Source organism: Cohnella endophytica (assembly GCF_003628305.1).
GTDB classification, from domain to species: Bacteria; Bacillota; Bacilli; order Paenibacillales; family Paenibacillaceae; genus Cohnella; species Cohnella endophytica.
Genome location: NZ_RBZM01000004.1, coordinates 171,983 through 192,503 on the forward strand (window position 1 = coordinate 171,983; position 20,521 = coordinate 192,503).

Annotated in this window: 18 protein-coding genes; 7 read left to right on the forward strand and 11 right to left on the reverse strand. The window is 50.2% G+C overall.

The annotated features are described in order from the left end of the window. Nucleotides 1-28 precede the first annotated feature (28 nt). On the reverse strand, nt 29-916 hold the full coding sequence (locus D7Z26_RS07310; protein ID WP_120975408.1) for a fructose bisphosphate aldolase: 888 nt from the start codon (nt 914-916) through the stop codon (nt 29-31). Nucleotides 917-1,083: 167 nt separating this feature from the next. Here D7Z26_RS07310 and D7Z26_RS07315 point away from each other — a divergent pair, with 167 nt between their 5' ends. Beyond that, nucleotides 1,084-1,509, forward strand: a complete 426-nt coding sequence (locus tag D7Z26_RS07315) for a CBS domain-containing protein (RefSeq protein ID WP_120976488.1) — start codon at nt 1,084-1,086, stop codon at nt 1,507-1,509. A gap of 80 nt (nt 1,510-1,589) precedes the next feature. Here the strand turns inward: D7Z26_RS07315 and D7Z26_RS07320 are convergent, their stop codons facing one another. The 4 genes from D7Z26_RS07320 to D7Z26_RS07335 are packed head-to-tail and all read right to left on the reverse strand — an operon-like array spanning nt 1,590 to nt 5,870. After that, the gene (locus D7Z26_RS07320) at nt 1,590-1,775 is read right to left on the reverse strand and encodes a hypothetical protein (RefSeq protein WP_120975409.1); all 186 of its coding nucleotides are present in this window, start codon (nt 1,773-1,775) and stop codon (nt 1,590-1,592) included. Next, nucleotides 1,772-3,082 (reverse strand): Ger(x)C family spore germination protein, encoded by a 1,311-nt coding sequence (locus tag D7Z26_RS07325; protein WP_158602237.1) that lies wholly within the window; start codon nt 3,080-3,082, stop codon nt 1,772-1,774. The genes D7Z26_RS07320 and D7Z26_RS07325 overlap by 4 nt, the downstream gene beginning before the upstream one ends. Beyond that, nucleotides 3,079-4,176: a GerAB/ArcD/ProY family transporter gene (locus D7Z26_RS07330; protein ID WP_158602238.1), complete on the reverse strand. Its 1,098-nt coding sequence runs from the start codon at nt 4,174-4,176 to the stop codon at nt 3,079-3,081. Before D7Z26_RS07330 ends, D7Z26_RS07325 begins: the two co-directional genes overlap by 4 nt. Continuing rightward, complete coding sequence (locus tag D7Z26_RS07335) at nt 4,173-5,870, reverse strand: spore germination protein (RefSeq protein WP_158602239.1); 1,698 nt, start codon at nt 5,868-5,870, stop codon at nt 4,173-4,175. Before D7Z26_RS07335 ends, D7Z26_RS07330 begins: the two co-directional genes overlap by 4 nt. Before the next feature lie 191 nt (nt 5,871-6,061). Here D7Z26_RS07335 and D7Z26_RS07340 point away from each other — a divergent pair, with 191 nt between their 5' ends. Further along, complete coding sequence (locus D7Z26_RS07340; RefSeq protein WP_120975413.1) at nt 6,062-6,682, forward strand: hypothetical protein; 621 nt, start codon at nt 6,062-6,064, stop codon at nt 6,680-6,682. Between the two features lie 37 nt (nt 6,683-6,719). Here D7Z26_RS07340 and D7Z26_RS07345 read toward each other — a convergent pair whose 3' ends face one another. Beyond that, nucleotides 6,720-8,684 (reverse strand): DUF2334 domain-containing protein, encoded by a 1,965-nt coding sequence (locus tag D7Z26_RS07345; RefSeq protein WP_120975414.1) that lies wholly within the window; start codon nt 8,682-8,684, stop codon nt 6,720-6,722. A 91-nt stretch (nt 8,685-8,775) separates the two neighbouring features. On the opposite strand from D7Z26_RS07345, the gene D7Z26_RS07350 reads away from it, so the two are divergent. Next, nucleotides 8,776-9,537, forward strand: coding sequence for a TetR/AcrR family transcriptional regulator (locus D7Z26_RS07350; RefSeq protein WP_120975415.1), 762 nt, complete (start codon nt 8,776-8,778; stop codon nt 9,535-9,537). A gap of 58 nt (nt 9,538-9,595) precedes the next feature. Here D7Z26_RS07350 and D7Z26_RS07355 read toward each other — a convergent pair whose 3' ends face one another. The 3 genes from D7Z26_RS07355 to D7Z26_RS07365 all read right to left on the reverse strand — a co-directional run bounded on the left by D7Z26_RS07355 (nt 9,596) and on the right by D7Z26_RS07365 (nt 12,411). Beyond that, nucleotides 9,596-10,384: an ABC transporter permease gene (locus D7Z26_RS07355; RefSeq protein WP_120975416.1), complete on the reverse strand. Its 789-nt coding sequence runs from the start codon at nt 10,382-10,384 to the stop codon at nt 9,596-9,598. After that, the gene (locus D7Z26_RS07360) at nt 10,381-11,268 is read right to left on the reverse strand and encodes an ATP-binding cassette domain-containing protein (protein WP_120975417.1); all 888 of its coding nucleotides are present in this window, start codon (nt 11,266-11,268) and stop codon (nt 10,381-10,383) included. Before D7Z26_RS07360 ends, D7Z26_RS07355 begins: the two co-directional genes overlap by 4 nt. Nucleotides 11,269-11,427: 159 nt before the next feature. Then, complete coding sequence (locus D7Z26_RS07365) at nt 11,428-12,411, reverse strand: glycoside hydrolase family 43 protein (RefSeq protein WP_120975418.1); 984 nt, start codon at nt 12,409-12,411, stop codon at nt 11,428-11,430. A 232-nt stretch (nt 12,412-12,643) separates the two neighbouring features. On the opposite strand from D7Z26_RS07365, the gene D7Z26_RS07370 reads away from it, so the two are divergent. Continuing rightward, nucleotides 12,644-13,078: a MarR family winged helix-turn-helix transcriptional regulator gene (locus tag D7Z26_RS07370; protein ID WP_158602240.1), complete on the forward strand. Its 435-nt coding sequence runs from the start codon at nt 12,644-12,646 to the stop codon at nt 13,076-13,078. A 38-nt stretch (nt 13,079-13,116) separates the two neighbouring features. Then, nucleotides 13,117-14,967 carry an ABC transporter ATP-binding protein gene (locus tag D7Z26_RS07375; protein ID WP_199731677.1) on the forward strand — a complete coding sequence of 617 codons (1,851 nt, stop codon included), beginning with the start codon at nt 13,117-13,119 and terminating at the stop codon, nt 14,965-14,967. Between the two features lie 93 nt (nt 14,968-15,060). On the opposite strand, the gene D7Z26_RS07380 is transcribed toward D7Z26_RS07375, so the two are convergent. Both D7Z26_RS07380 and D7Z26_RS07385 read right to left on the reverse strand, forming a co-directional pair. Continuing rightward, nucleotides 15,061-15,933, reverse strand: a complete 873-nt coding sequence (locus tag D7Z26_RS07380; protein ID WP_120975420.1) for a carbohydrate ABC transporter permease — start codon at nt 15,931-15,933, stop codon at nt 15,061-15,063. A 34-nt stretch (nt 15,934-15,967) separates the two neighbouring features. After that, entirely contained in the window at nt 15,968-16,921 is a 954-nt protein-coding gene (locus tag D7Z26_RS07385; protein WP_120975421.1) for an ABC transporter permease, read from the reverse strand. A 147-nt stretch (nt 16,922-17,068) separates the two neighbouring features. On the opposite strand from D7Z26_RS07385, the gene D7Z26_RS07390 reads away from it, so the two are divergent. Continuing rightward, complete coding sequence (locus D7Z26_RS07390) at nt 17,069-18,907, forward strand: sensor histidine kinase (RefSeq protein WP_233566706.1); 1,839 nt, start codon at nt 17,069-17,071, stop codon at nt 18,905-18,907. After that, nucleotides 18,882-20,492, forward strand: coding sequence for a response regulator transcription factor (locus D7Z26_RS07395; protein WP_120975422.1), 1,611 nt, complete (start codon nt 18,882-18,884; stop codon nt 20,490-20,492). Before D7Z26_RS07390 ends, D7Z26_RS07395 begins: the two co-directional genes overlap by 26 nt. The last annotated feature ends 29 nt before the right edge of the window (nt 20,493-20,521 follow it).

Genomic DNA, 20,521 nt, shown 5'->3' on the forward strand with positions numbered 1-20,521 from the left:
GGGCGTTAAACTATCTATGCATCTGGAGTTATGTGATGGAGGCTTCATAGATGTCTTGTATGGACTTGGATAACATCGCGTCGAATTCATCGTCGGTCTGACCGGCGGTTAGTCCCTCGGACAGGGCACGCGAGAAACTGGCGATCAAACCCGAATTACGCGTCAGCTTCTCATTGGCTTCCGCTTGCGCGTATCCTCCCGACAAAGCTACAATTCGGACAACATGCGGATCCTTCATTAAGTCGGCGTAGAAGTCGTCTTCCGTCGGGATGGACAGTTTGAGCATGACTTGTACGCCATTGTCGAGAGCGGAGAGGTGAGAGAGGATCTCGTCTTTCAATAACTTCTCCGAGTTTGCCTTATCCGCGCTGTGAATATCGACTTCCGGTTCGATGATGGGAACTAACCCCATCTCTACGATTTGTTTACCGATGGCAAACTGTTGCTCGACGACCTTTTTGATTCCGGCAGCATTCGCTTCCTTAATAACCGAACGCATCTTCGTTCCGAAGATGTTCCGTTCAACCGCGCGCTTCAGAAGGTCGTCCAATCCGGGAATCGGCTTCAAGAGCTGAACGCCGTTCTCGAGGTCGGCAAGTCCCTGATCGACTTTCAGAAAAGGAACGATTCCTTTCTTGTCCCACAGATAATCTCCGGTGAGCTGTCCGTCGATGGAACGATCCATCGTATTCTCGAATAAGATCGCGCCCAAAATGTACTTGGAATCGAACGCGGAACTCTTAATAATACGCGTTCTCATCTCGTGCACCAAGGCATACATCTCTTCCTCATTGGAATAGCTGGTTTCCTTAACGCCGTACTGCAGCAGAGCCTTGGGAGTACTTCCTCCGCTTTGATCCAAGGCCGCGATAAAGCCTTTTCCCGTACGGATTCGATCTAATTGTTTCGTATTCATGGATGTTTCTCCTTCCCTTTCATGGACTGAATGACATCTTGAATCTTATTTCATTATAGCACTTCTACGGATTAACGTCGGGGCTTGAGAATTTGGGAATAATGTTGGAGCAATACGCGGAAAATACCGTAGGTGAAAAATCTATCCAGAGAGAAAGGATGATAAACATGACTATGGTATCCGAAGTAATGACGAAAAACGTGAAGTTTTGTAAGCCGCATGATTCCGTAACAACCGCAGCAAAAATTATGCGAGAGATTAATTGCGGTTCTGTTCCGGTTTGCGAGGGCAACAAAGTCATAGGAATGATTACGGATCGCGACATCGTCATTAATTGCGTTGCCGACGGTAAGGACTGCAACAGCGTTCACTGTCATGATTGTATGACAACGAATGTCATCACTTGTTCGCCCGAGATGGATGTACATGAATGCGCTCGTCTGATGGCCGAACATCAAATCCGCCGTATTCCGGTCGTACGTAATGGCGAAATGATCGGGATTTGTGCCATTGGCGATTTGGCAAGGATAAATATTTACGCCAATGAAGCGGGCGAAGCTTTGAGTCAAATTTCAGAACAACATACTCATTAAGAAGCACAGCAGTAGACAGGATTGCGGTCAGAGAAATTACGTACTGACCGCAATTTCTTTTGGCTCTAAGACACGCTCAATCAACCATTTCCGAATTGCGCGAACGCCAACGGCAAAATAAAGGTCAAGCAGGCGAGCACTGCAATCCCTACAGAGCCCCTGTAGTTTTTTTGCCGCCAGAGCTGGGGTGTCAAGCTTCCGATATAGAAGCTTGCCCACAAAGAAATAACGGCCAGCAAGCCAATTTTCGCGATTTGTATAATCATTTTTTCAATTTGTCCCCCTCTACAGCCGGACCTACTTGGTCCCCATGACGGCGCATTCTAAAGCGAATGTCCAGTTCGTATTTCGTTTCCTTGATATGCTCTCTCCATTTATAGGCATACCACTTCTGCAGGGTAGGGAAATTGGCTCTGAGGCGATTACCGATATGGAAACAATCGCTTTCCCATTTATAGAGCGTTTTATCGAGCAAGTCGGAAGCTCTGTCTTGCATTTGATTTTCTATGGACCGTTCCAGCTTTTTTCGGTTTTCCGGCTGGGTATAATCCACGGTCGACAAGGAGCCCATTAAATCCCCTTCCATTTGAACATGAAAGGTGACCCGAATTTGATCTTTCGTCCGTTTTAAATTCATGCGCGCTTTTTTTTGGGAATTCATATTAATGCTTAGATTATATTTCGGATCCGAAGGATCTCGAAACTCCCATATCGTTTTTTCGAACTCTCCGCGCAGCATATTAAGCGTTTTTGTTTCCGCCCCGGTGAGAAAACCGGCCAGCTTTTGGCCTTTGTATACGGCGCTGCCGAAAAAATCGACGGGTACCTCCCCGGATCTTCGCAAGCTGCCCGCGTATTGATCGCCGGTAATCGGCGGTTCCGATTCCGACTCGGAAGAGTCTTCCCCGTCCGATATATTTCCCTTGCCTTTATCAACATCGGGACTCGCGGCGGACAAAATCGTCATTCCGCCGGTTCCAGGTTGTTCCATATCGGCGATAAAGTCGTGAAACCGGGAGTTTCTCGGAGTGACGGCCCCGATATTATGGGGGTCCAACTCTAACTCGAACCATAAGTTGATATCTTTCTCCATCTTCGGCTTAATGTGCTGAATAAATGCATTGGCCTGTCCCTTCGTCGTAAGTATGTTGACGGTCCGACGGAATTCGTCATTTCGCACCACCTCGCTTAAGACCGGCATTACTCCTTGGCGGGCGATGCCTTCGCCAAGAACGAACACCTTGGAATGGATTAGCGTTAACCTGCGGGCCACAAAGCTTTGGCTTGCGAGCAAGGTAGCCGCCAGATTGTCGCCTTCTACGGAAAACACGTCAACGATCTTTTGAGAGCTGTCATTCGAGCCGCCCCCACCTCCGCCGGCTGCACCGCTGCTCGACTTCGGCATGGCAACGGCAAAAGTATAGATATAATCGTTGCGCGGACCCTGATCAACGCCGATAGCCATAATGAAGGCCATATTTTCTGGATCCAGTCGATCCCAGCAGCCTGTCAGAAGCGGCCAACAGAACAATGGAAACAACAAGCTAGCTCCGTTACGCCAGAGTCCTTTCATGACTGTTTCTTCTTTCCGCGCCTTACGATGAAGGCGAGCCAGGTCATCATCGGAAGGGCTATGGAAAATATGGAGCCATAGGTACGCAAGAGGTCGCCGTCCCATGCGACGGCGGTCATCTCGCTACCGGGGAGCAAAGCGAAACCGTACGCAAGGATGGCAAGCGGAAAAACGAGAGGCTGAAACTTGGGAAGCCGCAGGATTTGAGACATCGAGGCTGCGGAACAATATAATCCGATCGCAAGCTTCAGAACGGCGCTAATCAGCCAAGTGATTAGGAATACGCTCTCCAAACGCTGGATCCATCTTCCGAAAATAATGAGCCGGCTCATTTCGAACATCGGGACGTTTAATCGGATTGCCGTCGGATAAGGAAAAACGAAAAGATAGACGATCGTGGTACTGAAAATCGTAAAGGCGGAAATCGCCATGCACCACCAGGCCGAGCGTCCCCATTGTTGCGATTTGCGCATTCTAGGGAGCAGGAATCCGAATACGAGCATTTCCGAAAACAAGGAACTTTTTACGATCCCCGTCTTCAACACGTTGGACATGCCCGTTCCCCAGAAAGGGGATAATGCTTTAGGTTCCGCATGAGTCAATAGTCCGCCGATAAGCACGATAATGACGCTCCCTACGATTAATCCAACGGCTACCCAACATAAGCGTCCCAGCGTTTCAATGCCGCGGTGAGCGACTACGGAGATGGGAAGCAACAGGGAGATCAGCATTACGTTGATAGGCGTTCGCGGCAAGATGTCGGAACATAGAAGCTCCGCGAACTCCCGAAGCACGAGAAACGAGATCGTGAAGAAAAAGCAGAAATAGGCGAGATTCAACAAAGTGCCCAGAAAGGGCCCCCAGATTTCTTCAGTCGCATCGATCAGCGTCGATCCTTGCGTTGCATTCCGAAGGATGCCTCGGATGGCCCACCAAGTCAGGGGACTCAAAACGGCGGCGATGAGCGCGATCATCCATGCCGCGGTTCCGCCGGCTTCGGAAAGAGACCTTTGAAAGGGCAAAAAGATTTTCGTAATAACAAATATGATCCCGATAGACGTCACTTCGCGAACTCCGATCTGGTGTTTTCTCACGGGCGCGTCTCCCCTTGCTCGGGAGGGAGAGAGGGAGCATCGCCTTGAACGTCCGGTAACTTGCGTGTTTTGCGGGGACGCACGGATAGCGGGCGACTCGATTGCAGTTTCATCGGAGCACGGAGAAGCGTATCTTCGCTTGGGCGATAGGGCGCAATCGGAGCAAGGTTAGGTACGCCGAAACGGTTGCTCGCCGCCCAATTCGCCCACAGCATCATAGACAAAAGGACTACGCCGACCAAGCCGAGAAAAGAGGCGCAGCCCAAATAAACAAAGCGGAGAATTCGCGTCGTAAATTGCATGTTATAGTTGGGGATCGTATAAGAAGCTAGCGCCGTCGCGGAGGTGACGATGACTACGATCGGGCTGACGATATTCGCTTGAACGGCCGCTTGGCCAAGTATCAGAGCTCCGACGATGCCGATGGTCGGACCGATGACGCTCGGAATCCGGACTCCGGCTTCCCGGATTAGCTCGAACATCGATTCCAATAAGAACGCTTCCGCCGCAACGGGAAGCGGAACGGACTCGCGGGTGCCGGCAATCGCGAGAATAAGCGTTGTCGGAATCATTTCATGGTGATAATTGGCGATCGCGACATAGAGAGCCGGCAAATAGAGGGACATAAAAAATCCAATCGTCCGGATGATCCTAATGAAGGAACTATATTGCCAACGAAGATAAGCATCCTCGGAGGTTTGCAGGAACAGGGGGAAATTTGCCGGGACGATCAGCGCGAACGGGGAGTTATCCACTAAAATGCCGACGTATCCGTCGGCGATTTGCCCCGCCGTGCGATCCGGCCGTTCCGTATTCAGCATCCCCGGATAGATGGAATTAGGGCTGTCTTCGATCATCTGCTCGACCATCCCGCTGTCGCCGACGTAATCGATTTGTATGGCGGCGATTCGCGTGCGCACTTCGTTGACAAGCTCGACGTTGGCGATCGTTTTCAAATAAACGATCGCGATCCGGGTTCGCGAGATTTTGCCGACGACACCGGATTCGACAATAAGATCGGGCGTGTTAAGCCGACGTCTGATCAAGGATAAGTTCGTTTGCAGATTTTCAGTGAAGCCTACTTGCGGTCCTCGAACCACGTTTTCCGTTTTCGGGCTCTCTAAGGCTCTTTTTTCTTCATCTTCGACATTTACGATAACGGCTTCCTTTAATCGGTCGACGATTACGACTGCCGAGCCGTTCAATACGTTTTGCTCGATATCCCCTAAATAGGTGGTAGTGGTTGCGTGACTATTTGTTAAAATTCGTAGCGTCAACATTTGCACGTCAAGAGGCGGATCACCCGGAAGGTTCGCGGCGATCAACGGCTGGACCACCGTTCGGCTCAGGTACTGCCAATCTACTTGGCTCTCTAGGTAAATCACCGCACCTTCCAAGGACCCGCCGCCGATGACCAAAGGACGGATGACGAGCCCGCTGTTTAGGGGATAGGAGAATCGCCGTTTTAACCAGTCGAGATTGTCGTTCAAGCTTATTTCGATCAGGAGAGGACCTTCCTCCCCCCATAAAGGATCGACTCGAGGCATCTTTGCCGGAGCCTGTTCAAGCGTTGACTCCGAATCCTCGGCTGTCGCTTCGGCTTCCCAGTGTCCAAGAGAAAAGGAAGCATAGGAGCTTGAATCCTGAGACAGATCCGCCATCACGTATTTCTTAAGCTTATGCCAGCCTTTCATCCGTCTCATCACCTTAATAAGCGAGTCGGAACAACCCGCTGAGTAACTTTTCCATTTTGCGTTGACCGTAGTATTGGCTGGAGTTTCCATATCTATTCGGATTTGGGGTTAACGAAACGTTACGGGGGTACTTGGACGGACTAGACTGTTCAAACGGACGAATGATATGATAGTTACGGGTGAAGCAGACGATGAATAACGAGACAACGAACGCAGAAGTCGACAACAATCAAATCGATTCCGAAGAGAAATGGACCGAGCTGGTCAAGGCTGTTCACCATAACAGTCTCGTCTCTTTGAGAACGCACTTCGACGATGTCGAAGGACAAGTATTGAACCAGGAAGTATACGGTCCGGTTTTTGTTTATCAAGTGAAGGATAATTCGGGTAACGGATATGCATGCGGTTTCTTTCTTCGCGAGTTGGTCGCGAAGTTTCAGTCGGGCAGCGATGCGGCGCAGTGGATGGCTTCGTTTTATTTTGAGCTGATGAAGACCGAAGGAGGCAAATTGCTTCCTAACCCTCCGGCAAGCGAGGATGAAGCCAAAGCGATCATCGATAAGGTGCTCGTGCCGCAATGCATTGCGGCAGTTCAAGAAGAATTCGCTCCGGAGCAAGTTCATGCGGGGTTGGATTGGAATCAGGATCACGGTCCGGTATTCGAAGCGGGATTCCCGTCGATTCGGGACGGCAATAACGTGTGCGCTTTTCCTCTGCATCTCTTGTACACGCATCTTCTTCTGAATCGCGATCCTGCGGATTTGCTCCTTCAAGGCATGTATAAGATTCGGGAAGAACATGGAATGGAATAAGATAGGCAACTCGTTAGGCAACCGACCACAACACGACTTACCTCGTGCTGTGGTTTTTTGTTAACGTATTATTGCATCTCATAAACCGGAATCCGCGGCTTCTAAAGGACAACGCGATATCCAACAAGCGTCCTGATTCGTCATAGGATCCGATATCCGTCTTCCCGTTGCCGTCGAAGTCGGCCGCGAAGCCGATTTTTCCTTTTCCGTGCGCCCACGGTCCGAAGTCGTTGTCGAGCTTGCGGAAGAGGTCGTGCCCTTCGTTCTCGTATACTCGCCATACCCCGGTTTTCGCGGAATACGCGATAAGATCGCTTCTCCCGTCACCGTTGGGATCGCCCACGAGCAACTGTTCGCCTGCGGTCAAACGAATGCCGTCGATCGGACGAGGGTTCGCGAATTTGCTTTCATTCTCATAATTTAGGATGAGCAATCCCTTGTCGTTGGCGGAAGAAACGCACAGGATGTCATCATGGTCCGAGGTTTGGAATTTCCCTGCGTATAAGACGCAATCCGCCGGCAGGGTTGCCTTGGATTCCAAGAAGTCAAGCCGGCTATTCGCATATCGAATAAGCAAGATCCGGCCTTTCCGGCTTGCGATCAAACCTCTGGCTTCATCGGAATGGAACGATTGCAGGGAAGCGAGTCCGGACGGTAATCGGCCTAGCGATACCGGAACCGCAAATCGATCCTCCTCTGCCCAACAAGCTCGGACGTCTCCCGTTTGCCGGTTGTAGGCGATCAAATCCTGTTTGCCGTCGCCGTTCAGGTCACCGAGCAGAAGCTGTTCCTCCGGAGCGAATGATTCCTTCAACCAGATCATCGGAGCCTGCTGCGCACGATTGCGGGGCCATTCGTATGTTCCGGGAACGACCGATATCCGATGAGCCTCCCGCACGACGACATCGTCGTGTCCTCGACCGAACACATCGCCCAACAACACTTGTTGCCGGTCCGAAGATGGAGGCAAAGCGACGCGATGAGCCGGGGTAAAAGGAACGATATCGTACAGCGACATCCAGCGATATCCAAGTTGTCCGAATCCGTCGGTCAAGCGGTGAAGAAACGAGGCGGATGCATCGTCTTTGTAGCGGTAAACCGGTAAATCATCCTTCATTGCCGGTTTGCCGTCCGGTCCGAGGACTTGCTCTAAGAACGGGAATTCCAAAAACGGATGGAAGTAGAAGGAGGCCAGTCCGTCGGAACTAGCTGCTTTCGAGAGCATCCGATCGACGGATTTCCCGTCTCCGACGTAGCCGAGCGGCGTAGGTACGTAGACCGATCCAAGGCTACGCTGGCCGTAAGCGTTCACGTTGTCGTAGGCGTTCAAATCCTTTAAGGAGCGTAGGGAAAATAAATCGGGCTCGAACAGCATGCCGATATAAGAGCGGAAAACCTTCTCCTGTTCGCGCGTGTCTTTGTAATGCGGAGATTCCCAGAAACCCGGATGCAAGTCCGCTTTCTCGAATGCCGCGAGACTGCTCGCGATTCGTGCGGCCGCATATGCGGTTTCCTTCGTTTCGGGTACTCCGGGTACTTTGAATTCGAGGCCTGCTCCCGAATTCTGGTTGCCGCTCTTCATGGCGTATTCCCCGTATTGGTGGCTATACCCGTGCATGCCAAGCACGCCGCCACGCAGTTGCGCTTCTTGCAGCAACCGGATGAACGACTTGACGAGCAAATCCGGGTTCGGATCGTCGATTCCTCTTTCCTGCCATTCGCCAGCGGGATTCAGATTCATTCTTCTCGGGATAACGGCGACATGAAAAGGAATTCGGCGCGTTTCCAATTCCTCCATCACGGCGCGCAGCATGCCGAGTCCTTCCGGACTGCCATAATCCCCGCCCGGACCGACGTCTTCCAATCGAATCATCGCATGCCGTTTATGCAAGTCGGGATAAATGTTAGTTCCCGTATAGGTCAGATAATAGGTTAGCGCGGCTGTCGCAACCAAAAAAAAGCCGACGAGAATTCCTGTCCATATCCACCATTTTCGTTTCAAGCTGAATAATCCTCCACTGTGGTATACTGTTTATAGGATAAACAATTTAGGTGATTTTTAATTCATTGTCGGCAAACGCAGGGGGTAAAGTATGGAAGACGAGACGCTCGGAGGCTTGCCTCGCGGAGTGGCCTTGAGCTGGGGTTTAATCAAGGAACCGCAGCGAGGACCGAAGCGGGAAATGAGCATACAAAAAATCGTTGAATCCGCTATCGGAATCGCGGATAAAGACGGTCTGTCGGCCGTGTCGATGAACCGGGTCGCCGCTTCGCTGGGATTCACCGCCATGTCGCTCTACAGATACATTCCAGGCAAAGATGAATTGCTGCTTCTTATGCAAGATGCGGTGTGCGAAATAGATCTCCTAACGGCTCACGAAATTACGGATTGGCGAGAGGGAATGCGCGAATACGTGCGGAAAACCGTTGGCGTTTTTCAGGATCATCCTTGGTTCGGCGATATTCCGATTTCCGGCGTTCCGATGACTCCGAATAACCTCGGAATCATCGATTGGGTTCTTCGGACGATGCGCGGACTTCCGTTGAGGGACAACGAAAAAATGTCATTCGTGCTGCTGTTAAGCAGTTATGCGCGCGTCTACGGCATGCTTCAGAGGGATATGAATCGAGCCGTTCAGTCCGGGATCAGCCCCGAAGCGTTCGGCGGCATCCCATTTACCTCCGCGCTTAAAATACTCGTTACTGCGGACCGCTATCCGGATTTGCAGCCGGTCGTAATGTCGGGAGCTTATACGGACGAAGGCCAGAACGAGGAAGACGTCATTAACGATTTCGAGTTCGGGTTGGAGCGGATATTGGACGGCATCGAGCAATATGTAAACCGCAAAAAATAAAAACAGCGATTCGTCGAATGCGACGAGCCGCTGTTTTTTATATCATCTCTATTATTCGTTAGCGGGCGCCGGCTTTCCGGCGAAACGACAGGATGGACCAGGTTAATGAAATCGCGAGGATCAGCAAACACCAACCGATGGCCCACCATGCGCGATCGTGAATCGGGGTACCTGTGAGCAATCCGCGAATCGTTTCGATGACCGGGGTAATCGGCTGGTTGTCGGCTATTCCTTGCAGCCATTTCGGCATCGTGCTGGTAGGCACGAACGCACTGGAGAGATAGGGGAGAAAGAGCAGCGCGAAGCCATAACTGCTGGCGGCAGACGGGCTGCCGGCAACTAGCCCGAGGGCGGCGAAGAGCCAAGTGAAGGCAAGGATGAACAGGCTGATGATGCCGATTGCCGCGATCCACTCCGGAACGCCGGCAGAAGGACGAAATCCGACTAACAAGGCTACGGAGATGACGACGCCGGTGGCGGTCAAGTTGCGGATAAGACTGGCCACGACATGCCCGGTGACGACGCTCATGCTGTTAATAGGCATCGTGCGAAAGCGTTCGATGATTCCGTTCGTCATATCTTGGGATACATCGACGGCGGTGCTGGACGATCCGAATCCTGCGCATAGCAGAATAATGCCGGGAACGACGTAGTCCACATAGTGTCCATCTTGCTGGAGCGCACCGCCGAATACGTAAGTAAACAGCAGCATAAGCATGACAGGAAGCATGATGGCCATGATCAACGCTTCGGTGTTGCGCAGGCTATGACGTATGCTGCGTCCGATGAATATGGCATTCGTTACTCCGAATGATGCCGGTCTGGCAGGTTCGATTGGATTTATCATGATAAGCTAATCTCCTTTTCTTTGGCGGTCAAAGCAACGAACACGTCGTCCATGCTCGGCCTCCTCAGGTTTACTCGCGTGTCTTGCGGCACGGAACCAAGCAGCTCGGTTAACGCTTGTTGAACATCATGGATGCGACCACTGGTCGGTACCGAACGGAACACTTCGTCATTGGAGGTAATCAACTCGATCACTTCGCCGCCAACCCGGGATTTAAGTTCCTCGGGCGTTCCGGAGGCGATCACGCGGCCGTCCGAGATGACGGCGATCTTGTCGGCCAGTTGATCCGCTTCTTCCAAATATTGCGTTGTCAGGAATACCGTAATCCCCTGATCGGCCAGTTGAAGAATGATATCCCACAAGGCGCGTCGGCTGTGCGTATCCAGGCCGGTGGTTGGCTCGTCGAGAAAAATGACCGGTCGCGCGACGATCAGGCTAATCGCAAGATCGAGACGGCGCCGCATGCCTCCGGAGTAAGTTTTCACCCTCTTGCGCGCTGCGTCCGCAAGATCGAAACGCATAATCAGCTCCGATGACCGTTTTCTTGCTTCGGCAGACGTTAGACCGGATAACCGTCCGATCATGAACAGGTTTTCTTCGCAGGTCAGTACCTCGTCGACGGCAGCGAATTGTCCGGTCAGGCTGATCGAGCGCTTTACCTCGTTTCTTTGCTCGATGACATCGTACCCAGCCACTTTTACGGACCCCTTGTCTGGCGTCAATAAGGTCGTAAGGATGTTGATCAAAGTGGTTTTACCCGCGCCGTTCGGTCCAAGCAGAGCGAAGACGCTCCCCGTCGGCACGGCGAGATCGATACCGTCCAGCACGACGTGGCTTCCGAACTTCTTCTGAAGACCTGTAACTTCAATAGCCAATGCTTGCATGTCTTTACCCCTTTCTGTTTATCATATAAACTGTGTACTATGTAAACAGTATATTATATACACAGAAAAAGATGCAAACCTTTTTTTGACGGCGAAACGACGAAGAAGCCGAACCCCTTTTGTAAACAGGGTTCGGCTTCTTCGTCGTGGAGTTCGTATTTAATTATCGTAAGGATCGATCGTTTGAATCGTGCCATCCTCGTTGTAAGTAAGCTCGGTAAACTTCACGCTACGTTTATTGTCCGCTCCTTTGGACAATGAACTGTCATGATAGAACAAATACCACTTTTCGTTATAACGAACGATGGAATGGTGGGTTGTCCAACCTACGACGGGCGTAAGAATCGTGCCTTTGAATACGTACGGACCTTGCGGATCGGCACTGACGGCGTAAACGATCGAATGGGTTGTTCCCGTAGAATAGGAAAGATAATACATTCCTTCGTGTTTGTGAACCCACGGTCCTTCGAAATATCTTCTTTCCTCGTCTCCGGCCAGAATCGGGTTGCCTTCTTCGTCTACGATGGATATTTCCGACGGAGAGTGTTCGAAAGCAAGCATATCCTCGCTAAGTCGGGCGACTCTGGGACCAAGGGCAGGCTCGTTCGCCGCAGGACCTTCGGCATCCGCGACGAAAGTTCCCGTTTGCCATTTCTCCAATTGTCCGCCCCATAGACCTCCGAAATAGACATAGGCTTTATTATCGTCGTCGACCAAAACGGCCGGATCTATGCTGAAGCTCCCCGGAATATAATCGGGCTGAGGCTCGAACGGCCCGGAAGGAGAGGAACCGGTCGCTACGCCGATTCTAAAGATGCCATCATGATCTCTTGCCGGGAAAAACAAATAATACGTCCCGTTCTTGAACGCCGCGTCCGGGGCCCATAGTTGCTGCTTGGCCCACGGAATATCTTTTACGTGAAGCGCTTCCCCGTGATCCGTGCAAAGCGTGAGATCATCGTTCATGGACAAGACATGATAATCTTCCATGTCGTATTGATCTCCGTTATCGTTCGATACTTGTTCATGATCGAGGTCGTGAGAAGGATAAATATATAGTTTTCCATTGAATACGTGGGCGGAAGGATCCGCCGTATAAATATGCCTGACTAAAGGTTCGTTGCGTTTAACCGGGTTTTCCATCTCGAGTCCTCCTTATTTTGTTTCCCATTGAAGCAGTGCCCTTCCAATCATATCAAACAATTCATTGGTTCGAACCCCAAAAATATTAGGTGTTTACCCTATAATCTTTAGGTGTTTGGGGATTCAAGCAACAGGTTTCTTTGAACGGGTATGCAATTCGTTTATTTCGTCGTATAATTAGTTTACATTGTGAACAGTTTACGAACATAACTATATGAGGGGCGAATGTTCTATGGAAGATAAGCAACGGCAAGCGATCGAAGTGTACGATTCATTTTTCTCGGTAACCCGTCAACTCAAGAAATTGGCTTATCAAAGCGCCGTCAGCCTCGGACTCACCGTCCATCAAATCGGTATTCTCAATTCCGTGCGTACGAATCCCGGGCAAACGCAGAAGGAAGTGACCGAACGCATGATTTTCGCCAAGAGCAGGGTGAGCATTCATATCGACTCGCTAGTCGAGAAGGGGCTTGTCCTTAGACAAGTCTCGGAACTGGACCGCAGGGAAACCCGATTAACGATCACGCCGGCCGGAGAGGAACTATGCGCGCGATATAACGGCGAAGCCTTGCCTTACAAGGCCTTGGAATCCGCGCTGCCACAGTTCTCGCGGGAGGAGATCGAGTCTCTCATCCTCATGCATCAGCGATTGTTGTCCCGATTGTAAGCGAGCCAAGTTAAGTCATCAGGGAGGAGGAACTTTTTATGTCCAGAATGTTCGGGCCATCGTCTATGGCTAATGGTAATCTAAGAAACATGAAATTCGAAGACATCGCGCAGAAACCGAATATTTCCAAAGCCATGCTTAAGAGAATATCGCGATATTTCATCCCTTATTGGAAACAAACGGTGCTCGTATTGGTCATTTTGCTTCTCACGTCTTTATTGGGCTTGTTGCCCCCGATCTTGATCCAGCACATCGTCGACGGAGCGCTTCCGAGCAAAGATTTGCGCTTGCTTGTAACGTTAGTCGTCGCCTCTTTGGGCGCTACCGTAGTTGCAGGTTTGTTGGGCGTGCTGCAAACTTATTTGAACTCTTTTATTTCGCAAAATATCGTCTACGACATGAAAAACCAAATGTACCGTCATTTGCAACGAATGCCGCTGCAATTTTTCTCGAACGTAAAGCAGGGAGAAGTCATAACGAGAATGACGAGCGATATTTCCGGAATTCAAGGCGTTTTCAACAGTACTGTCGTTAATTTCGCCAACAATTCGTTTATCCTCGTATCGACTTTCGTAACGTTATTGATCATGAACTGGAAACTTGCCATTCTGGCAATCGTAATCGTGCCTCTGTTTATCGTGCCGACCAGGAAAATGGGGAAAATCCGTTGGAAGCTGGCCAAGCAAACGCAGGAGAAGATGTCCGACCAGAACCATATCATTCAAGAAACGCTGAGCCTTAGCGGCTATATGCTAATGAAGCTCTTTACCAAAGAAGAAAAAGAATTCTCGAGCTTCCGGTCAATCAATTCGGAATCGAAGCGCCTTCAGATCCGGGAGTCGATGGCCGGCCGATGGTTTATGATGCTACTAACCACATTTACTAGCATAGGTCCGATGCTTATCTACTTGTACGGCGGGTACTTATATATCCAAGGCGACATTACCGTCGGGGGGATCATCAGCTTCGTGGCGTTGCTGAGCCGGATTTACGGTCCGTTCGGGCAAATGACCAATCTATACGTCGATATTAATCGCTCAATCGCCCTTTTCGAACGCATTTTCGAATATTTCGATATGGAGCCCAATATTGTCGATCGACCGAATGCGATTCCGATGAACCCAGCCAAGCCGGACATCGCGTTTCATGAAGTAGGCTTCGCCTATCAGCAGGATAAACAGGCTTTGCGCAACATTACGTTCACAGCCAAACTGGGAACGATGACCGCCCTCGTCGGGCCAAGCGGAGCGGGTAAAACGACGATCACGAACTTAATTCCGCGTCTGTATGAAACGGATACGGGAAGTATCCGGATCGGCGGTACCGACATTCGGGATATGACTTTGGAATCGTTAAGGTCCCAGATCGGTCTCGTGACGCAAGACAGTTACCTGTTTAACGGGACGATTAAAGATAACCTGTTATACGCCAATAGCGAGGCGACTTACGAAGAGATGACGGAGGCTTGCAAAGCCGCTTACATTCATGACTTTATCATGGAATTCCCGGAAGGATACGATACCGTAGTAGGCAATAGGGGCATCAAGCTGTCGGGAGGCGAGAAGCAGAGGATATCCATTGCCAGAGTTCTGCTGAAGGATCCGGCCATCATTATTATGGACGAAGCGACTTCCTCGCTCGATACCGTATCGGAATATTACATTCAACGGGCAATGGATCTTCTGCTTAGGAATAAGACCAGCATCGTAATCGCGCACCGGCTCTCGACGATCATGGCCGCGGATAACATCCTTGTCGTGCAGGACGGAACGATCGTAGAAGAAGGAAAGCACGAGCAGCTTTTATTAAATAATGGCGTGTATAAAGACCTGCATAGCAAGCAATTCGATCGTAGCCGCAACGATTCCGAGAGGCTTCTCGAAGCTTAAACGATAGAAAAACGAGGCTGTCTCCCTAAGTCGCTGATGACTAGGGAGACAGCCTCTTGACGTACTTTTGCCGCAAGGGCTAATTGATTCGGATTACTCCTTAACCGCGCCGATAATGACTCCTTTGACGAAGAAGCGTTGCAGGAAAGGATAGACCGCAAGAATAGGGAGCGCGCCGATAAAGATCTGGGATGCGCGGACCGTCCGCGGAGACATATTGGCAACCATGGTCGGATCGAACTTCGTCATGTCCGCTTGGACGATTACGGTTTGCATAAAGCTTGCCAGCGGGAGATTCTTGGATTCCTTAATGTAGATCAAACCGTCGAAATAGGCGTTCCAATGGCCTACCATCGTAAACAAGGCAATCGTCGCGATAGCCGGCAACGATACGGGAAGGTAGATCGAGACGAAGCTGCGGAAGTGGCCGGCTCCATCGATAAACGCGGCTTCCTCCAATTCGGCGGGTACCGTCCGGAAGAAGTTCACGAGCAGAATGATATTGTATACCGTAACCATTCCCGGAAGGATTAGAGCCAGCAAGGTGTCCATGAGACCGAGCTTCAGAACGAGAATATAGTTTGGAATAAGGCCTCCGGTGAATAGCATCGTAACGACGAAGTACCACAGGTAAGCATTGCGAGCTCGGAAAATACGGGTATTCTTGGAGAGGGCATACGCTGCGATCGCATTGACGAACATGGCAAGCGCCGTACCGATAACGGTACGCTGTACCGACACCCCTAGGGACGATAGGAAGTTCGCGTTGTTGAACGTTTTGGCATAGGCTTCCATAGTAAACCCGATCGGCCAGAACGTAACCAAGCCTGCGTTCGCGGGAGCGGTCGAGCTCATGGACACCATCAGCAAATGGAACAAAGGCAATAGGCAGGCAATAGAGAGCGCCGTTAACAGCACGTTGTTGAATATGGTAAAGATCCGATAGGAAAGCGTTTTGTGGTACATGTTGGGTCCCCCTTTCTAGTCAAGCGGCTTCGTGCTAGAAGATTCGATATCCGGCAACTCTATAGGCTAGGCGATAGGAAGTCACGATCAAGATCAAGCTGATCATGGATTTGAATAGGTTAACAGCCGTAGCGAAGCTGAATTGACCGCTAAGTAGCCCTTGCCTATAGACGAACGTATCGATAATATCTCCTTGCTGGTAAATAAGAGGACTGTATAGGTTAAACACTTGGTCGAAGTTCGCGTTCATTACGTTGCCTAGCGCCAGAGTTCCGATCACGACGATGACCGGCACGAGGGAAGGAATCGTAATATGAAATGATTGCTTAAGACGGCTTGCCCCGTCGACTTCAGCCGCTTCGTACAGGGCCGGATTAATGCCGGCAAGTGCAGCGAGGAAAACGATCGTATTGAAGCCGAACTCTTTCCAGACGTCGCTGAATATGATCGTAAATCTAAACCAATTCCCATCGCCAAGGAAGAATATCGGTTTGATGCCGAACACGTGGGAAAGCATTTGGTTAACTAGGCCGGTCTGGCCAAGCAAGTCGATCAGGATCCCGGCAAGGATGACCCAGGATAGGAAGTGGGGAAGATAGACCAGCGTTTGAATGGATCTTTTTAAACCCGTATTTCTGACTTCGTTCAATAACAAAGCGAAGATAAACGGAATGACTAAGTTCATCACGATCTTGGTGCAAGCGAAGAACAATGTATTCCACGTGATCTGCAGGAAATATTCATTCTCGAACATGTAGCGGAAATGCTTTAAACCGACCCATGGGGATCCGGTTATTCCCAACGCCGACTTATAATCTTGAAACGCCATGACGATCCCCGACATGGGGAGATATGAAAAGACGAAAACGAGCAGAACGGCCGGCAATACCATGAGATGAAGCATCCACGGTTGCTTGTAGCTGCTTTGTTTTTTTTTCGCGCGAGCGGCGGTCTTGAGGGGCACTTGTTGTACCGTATTTGCGTCCATAGCTCTCTCCCATTCCATCAATACTCATTTGTTAAATCGTCGAAACCCTGATATATATAGTAACAACAAGCTCTGGCGCCGAACTATATGACTATGTTAGGATCGATAGGGTTTTGTTAGGGACATCTTCAAGGGGGATCGGGTATCGTGCTAAAATGGGGCGTTGAGTTCGTAAAAAGAAGATTAAGTGCCAGATATAGCCTCTTTGCCAAGATGAACGGGTTAATCTTGATCTTGTTCATTCCGATCGTCATTTTGTTTACTTACTCCAATGGCACCGTCAATAACGTGTTAAGCAAGGAGCTTCAAGAATCCAACACCAAACAGCTTAGCTTCCTCTCGAGCCAGATCGATTCGAGGATCAATCAGACGATGGATTTCGTTATTACGTTCTCGAGAGACCCGAACGTGCAGAAGTTCAACGGATTGAATATTTGGGACGATCGCTATGACCGGATGCAGACGAGATACGTCGTCCAGGAAAAGATGATGCTCCAATCCGGGGTTACGAATATATGGCCGGTCCAATACACGGTGTATTCCCAACAAAATAAAGAAGCCATCTCCAATACCAGCATCGCCGTCGATTACGACGAGACGTATCTGAAGAGGAATATGGCCGGCAAATGGACCTATGGAGACGGCGAGTCCGTACCTGCGGGGACGCTTAAAGCATTTTACTGGTTCTATACCGATACTTTCGGACAACAGGGCACGCTAAAAGGGAGCAATCTGGTCGTTAAGGCCAGCTTCGGACACGAGAATATTCAGAATATGCTGGATACGTACAAGGCCGGCGGACAAGGGGACCCCTTTTTCTATCACAAGGGAGAAAGCCCGATCCTGAACAGAAGCGCTTCCCAACCTTTGGCCGATGAACTTATCGTTTATTTGGACGGACAGTCGCTGCAAGATACGATGCAAAAGGTCGTAAGATTGGAAAACAAAAAATATTTGGTTAGCGCGGTCAAATCGCCGCAGTTGGAATGGTACTTGGTCGATATCGTGCCGGTAGATCAAATCATGGGACCGATATCATCCAGCCGAAACCTGTTCTATCTCGCCATGGTGTTGCTATTCGCAGTCGGATTATCCGCGTCCGTATTGCTCTATAGAAACGTTCAACGTCCGATCAGAAAGCTGGTCCGAGGCTTGCAAAGCGTGCAACGGGGGGATTTCTCGGTACAAATCGACTCCAAAGCGAATAATGAATTTTCATTCCTTTTTTATCGGTTTAACGATATGTCGCGACAGATCCAAGGCTTGATCGAGAACGTTCTAAACGAGAAACTGCGTGCTCGGGAGGCGACCCTTAAACAATTGCAGGCGCAGATTAACCCGCATTTTCTGTACAATTGCCTAGGTTATATTATCAACATGGCCCAGATGAAGGACGAAGAGGCGGTCGTTTCGATGGGTTACAATTTAAGCTCCTATTACCGCTATATTACCCGCTTGGAGAAACAAACGGCGACCCTGGACGAGGAAGTCAAGCTCATCGTTAACTATTTGGACATCCAGAAGCTTCGGAACGGCCGAATTCATTATTCCATCGATATACCGGAAGAAATGCTGAAACAGCGGGTTCCTCGTCTATTACTTCAGCCGATCGTGGAGAATGCCGTTATTCACGGGGTCGGGAAGTCCTATTCTTCAGGCGAAATAACGATCAGAGGAGAAATCGCGGACGGTTATTGCAAGGTTTATATCGATGACGACGGTCCGGGAATGAACTTGGAGGGGCAGGAAGCGTTAAACCATAAAATGCGGGAACCGCTGCAAGAAGAAATGGGCTGCGGTCTATGGAATACTCATCAACGGATCATCCATCAATTCGGAGACCGTTCTTATCTTAGCTTCAAAAAATCGCCTCTTGGCGGTTTCCGGACCGAGATTATTTGGGAGTTAACGACCGAAGATGAACGTCAATCCAAACCGGTCCAACAAGGAGATAACCAACATGCAGATGATCATAGTAGACGATGAAGCCCACTGGGTAGATAACCTATCGATGCACAAGCCTTGGCATAAGCTAGGTATCGATCATGTCCACAAAGCGTATTCCGCGCAAGAGGCGCTTCGGATCCTCGAAACGCACCCAATCGACATCGTCATATCGGATATTCTAATGCCCGAGATGACGGGAATCGAATTGATCGAACGAATTCGTTTGCGCGACAAAAAAATAAAATGCATTATTTTATCCGGTCATTCCGATTTCGAGTTCGCAAAAGAAGCGGTCCGGCACCAAGCGGTGGATTATTTGCTTAAACCGCCGACGGACAACGAATTATTCGGCGCGGTCGAATCTGCCATAGCCCAATTAAATGCGGAATGGGAGAGCGTAAGCTCCCAGGAGAGAACGCAATATACGCTTCGGGAAAATTTACCGCTCCTTCGCGGTCAGTTGCTTCTCGATGCCATGAAAGGTCACCGGATGCCGCCGGAGGAGTGGAATCGTAAGCTGGACAGTTACGGATTACCGTTCTGTAAAGGGGACTGCGCGTTGCTGCTCGTTCGAATGGAGGAAGAATTCGGACAGTACCGCAACAACGGGCAACAATTGATGGAATACGCGATCATCAATATGGCCGAAGAAATATTCGGCGAATTTACGGAAGTATGGGGCGTCAAGGAGGAGCATGGCTATCTAGCGTTTCTGCTCCAGTTGAAGGAGGAGAGCCCGGAGCTAGGAAAAGAATCCTTGCTGGAGAAGCTTTCCATGCAGCTCCAGTACAAAGTTAAACAGTTTTTGAAGGGTTCTCTTTCTATCGTGATCACCGAATGGTTCCGCTTTCCCGAGCAATTGCCGGAACGCTATCGGCACGCAACGGCGTATTTTCGGCAAATCGTAGGAGACGAGCGGGAATTTATTATACGCGTAGGCGATACGGAACAGAATGTTACGCAAGGTCCCCTGGATGCGATCTATATGCCCCCAACTCTTATGAACCTGCTTGAAGCGGGGCGATGGGAGGCGGCCGAGGATAAGCTGGCGACCGTGTTTTCCGAATTGGACGAACGTTGGTCCGAATCCTGGGAGCATTGCATGGAGGCCGGCTATATTATCGCGGCTTCCTTCGCCCATCTCGCCCATCGGAACGGCAATACATTAGTTCACTTATTGGGGCAGGATCTTGATTCAGTGCGGAACGGCGAAGCATTCACCTCGATCGCCAGGCTCAGGAACTGGTCTACGGGCATGCTGGGCAAGCTGAAAGAAGGAACATCCAGCGAGATCAAAGACAGTCGTTCCCTCTACGTGAACAAAGTACAAGCCTTCGCGGAGAAGAACCTGCACTTGGACGTTTCGTTGCGCGCGCTGGCAGACCACGTGAATTTGCATCCGACGCATTTATCCAAAATCTACAAGATCGAAACCGGCGAAGGCATCAGCGATTACGTGTCCCGGCTGCGGATGGAATCCGCTTGCCATAAGCTGAAGACGACCGACAAAAAGGTGTATGAGATTAGCACAGAGATCGGTTATTTGGATTCGGCTTATTTTATTAAAGTATTTAAACGCCAATTCGGAGTTACGCCGCAAGAATATAGGGACGGAAACCATTAACGCGATTTAACATAACATTGTCCTATAGA

Excerpts from the sequence above, each read along its gene's own strand:
- D7Z26_RS07315 (WP_120976488.1), top strand. The coding sequence starts at position 1,084 with ATGACTATGGTATCCGAAGTAATGACGAAAAACGTGAAGTTTTGTAAG.
- D7Z26_RS07375 (WP_199731677.1), top strand. The coding sequence starts at position 13,117 with ATGTCCAGAATGTTCGGGCCATCGTCTATGGCTAATGGTAATCTAAGA.
- D7Z26_RS07380 (WP_120975420.1), bottom strand. The coding sequence starts at position 15,933 with ATGTACCACAAAACGCTTTCCTATCGGATCTTTACCATATTCAACAAC.
- D7Z26_RS07310 (WP_120975408.1), bottom strand. The coding sequence starts at position 916 with ATGAATACGAAACAATTAGATCGAATCCGTACGGGAAAAGGCTTTATC.
- D7Z26_RS07325 (WP_158602237.1), bottom strand. The coding sequence starts at position 3,082 with ATGAAAGGACTCTGGCGTAACGGAGCTAGCTTGTTGTTTCCATTGTTC.
- D7Z26_RS07370 (WP_158602240.1), top strand. The coding sequence starts at position 12,644 with ATGGAAGATAAGCAACGGCAAGCGATCGAAGTGTACGATTCATTTTTC.
- D7Z26_RS07340 (WP_120975413.1), top strand. The coding sequence starts at position 6,062 with ATGAATAACGAGACAACGAACGCAGAAGTCGACAACAATCAAATCGAT.
- D7Z26_RS07385 (WP_120975421.1), bottom strand. The coding sequence starts at position 16,921 with ATGGACGCAAATACGGTACAACAAGTGCCCCTCAAGACCGCCGCTCGC.
- D7Z26_RS07320 (WP_120975409.1), bottom strand. The coding sequence starts at position 1,775 with ATGATTATACAAATCGCGAAAATTGGCTTGCTGGCCGTTATTTCTTTG.
- D7Z26_RS07335 (WP_158602239.1), bottom strand. The coding sequence starts at position 5,870 with ATGAAAGGCTGGCATAAGCTTAAGAAATACGTGATGGCGGATCTGTCT.
- D7Z26_RS07350 (WP_120975415.1), top strand. The coding sequence starts at position 8,776 with ATGGAAGACGAGACGCTCGGAGGCTTGCCTCGCGGAGTGGCCTTGAGC.
- D7Z26_RS07355 (WP_120975416.1), bottom strand. The coding sequence starts at position 10,384 with ATGATAAATCCAATCGAACCTGCCAGACCGGCATCATTCGGAGTAACG.
- D7Z26_RS07360 (WP_120975417.1), bottom strand. The coding sequence starts at position 11,268 with ATGCAAGCATTGGCTATTGAAGTTACAGGTCTTCAGAAGAAGTTCGGA.
- D7Z26_RS07365 (WP_120975418.1), bottom strand. The coding sequence starts at position 12,411 with ATGGAAAACCCGGTTAAACGCAACGAACCTTTAGTCAGGCATATTTAT.
- D7Z26_RS07395 (WP_120975422.1), top strand. The coding sequence starts at position 18,882 with ATGCAGATGATCATAGTAGACGATGAAGCCCACTGGGTAGATAACCTA.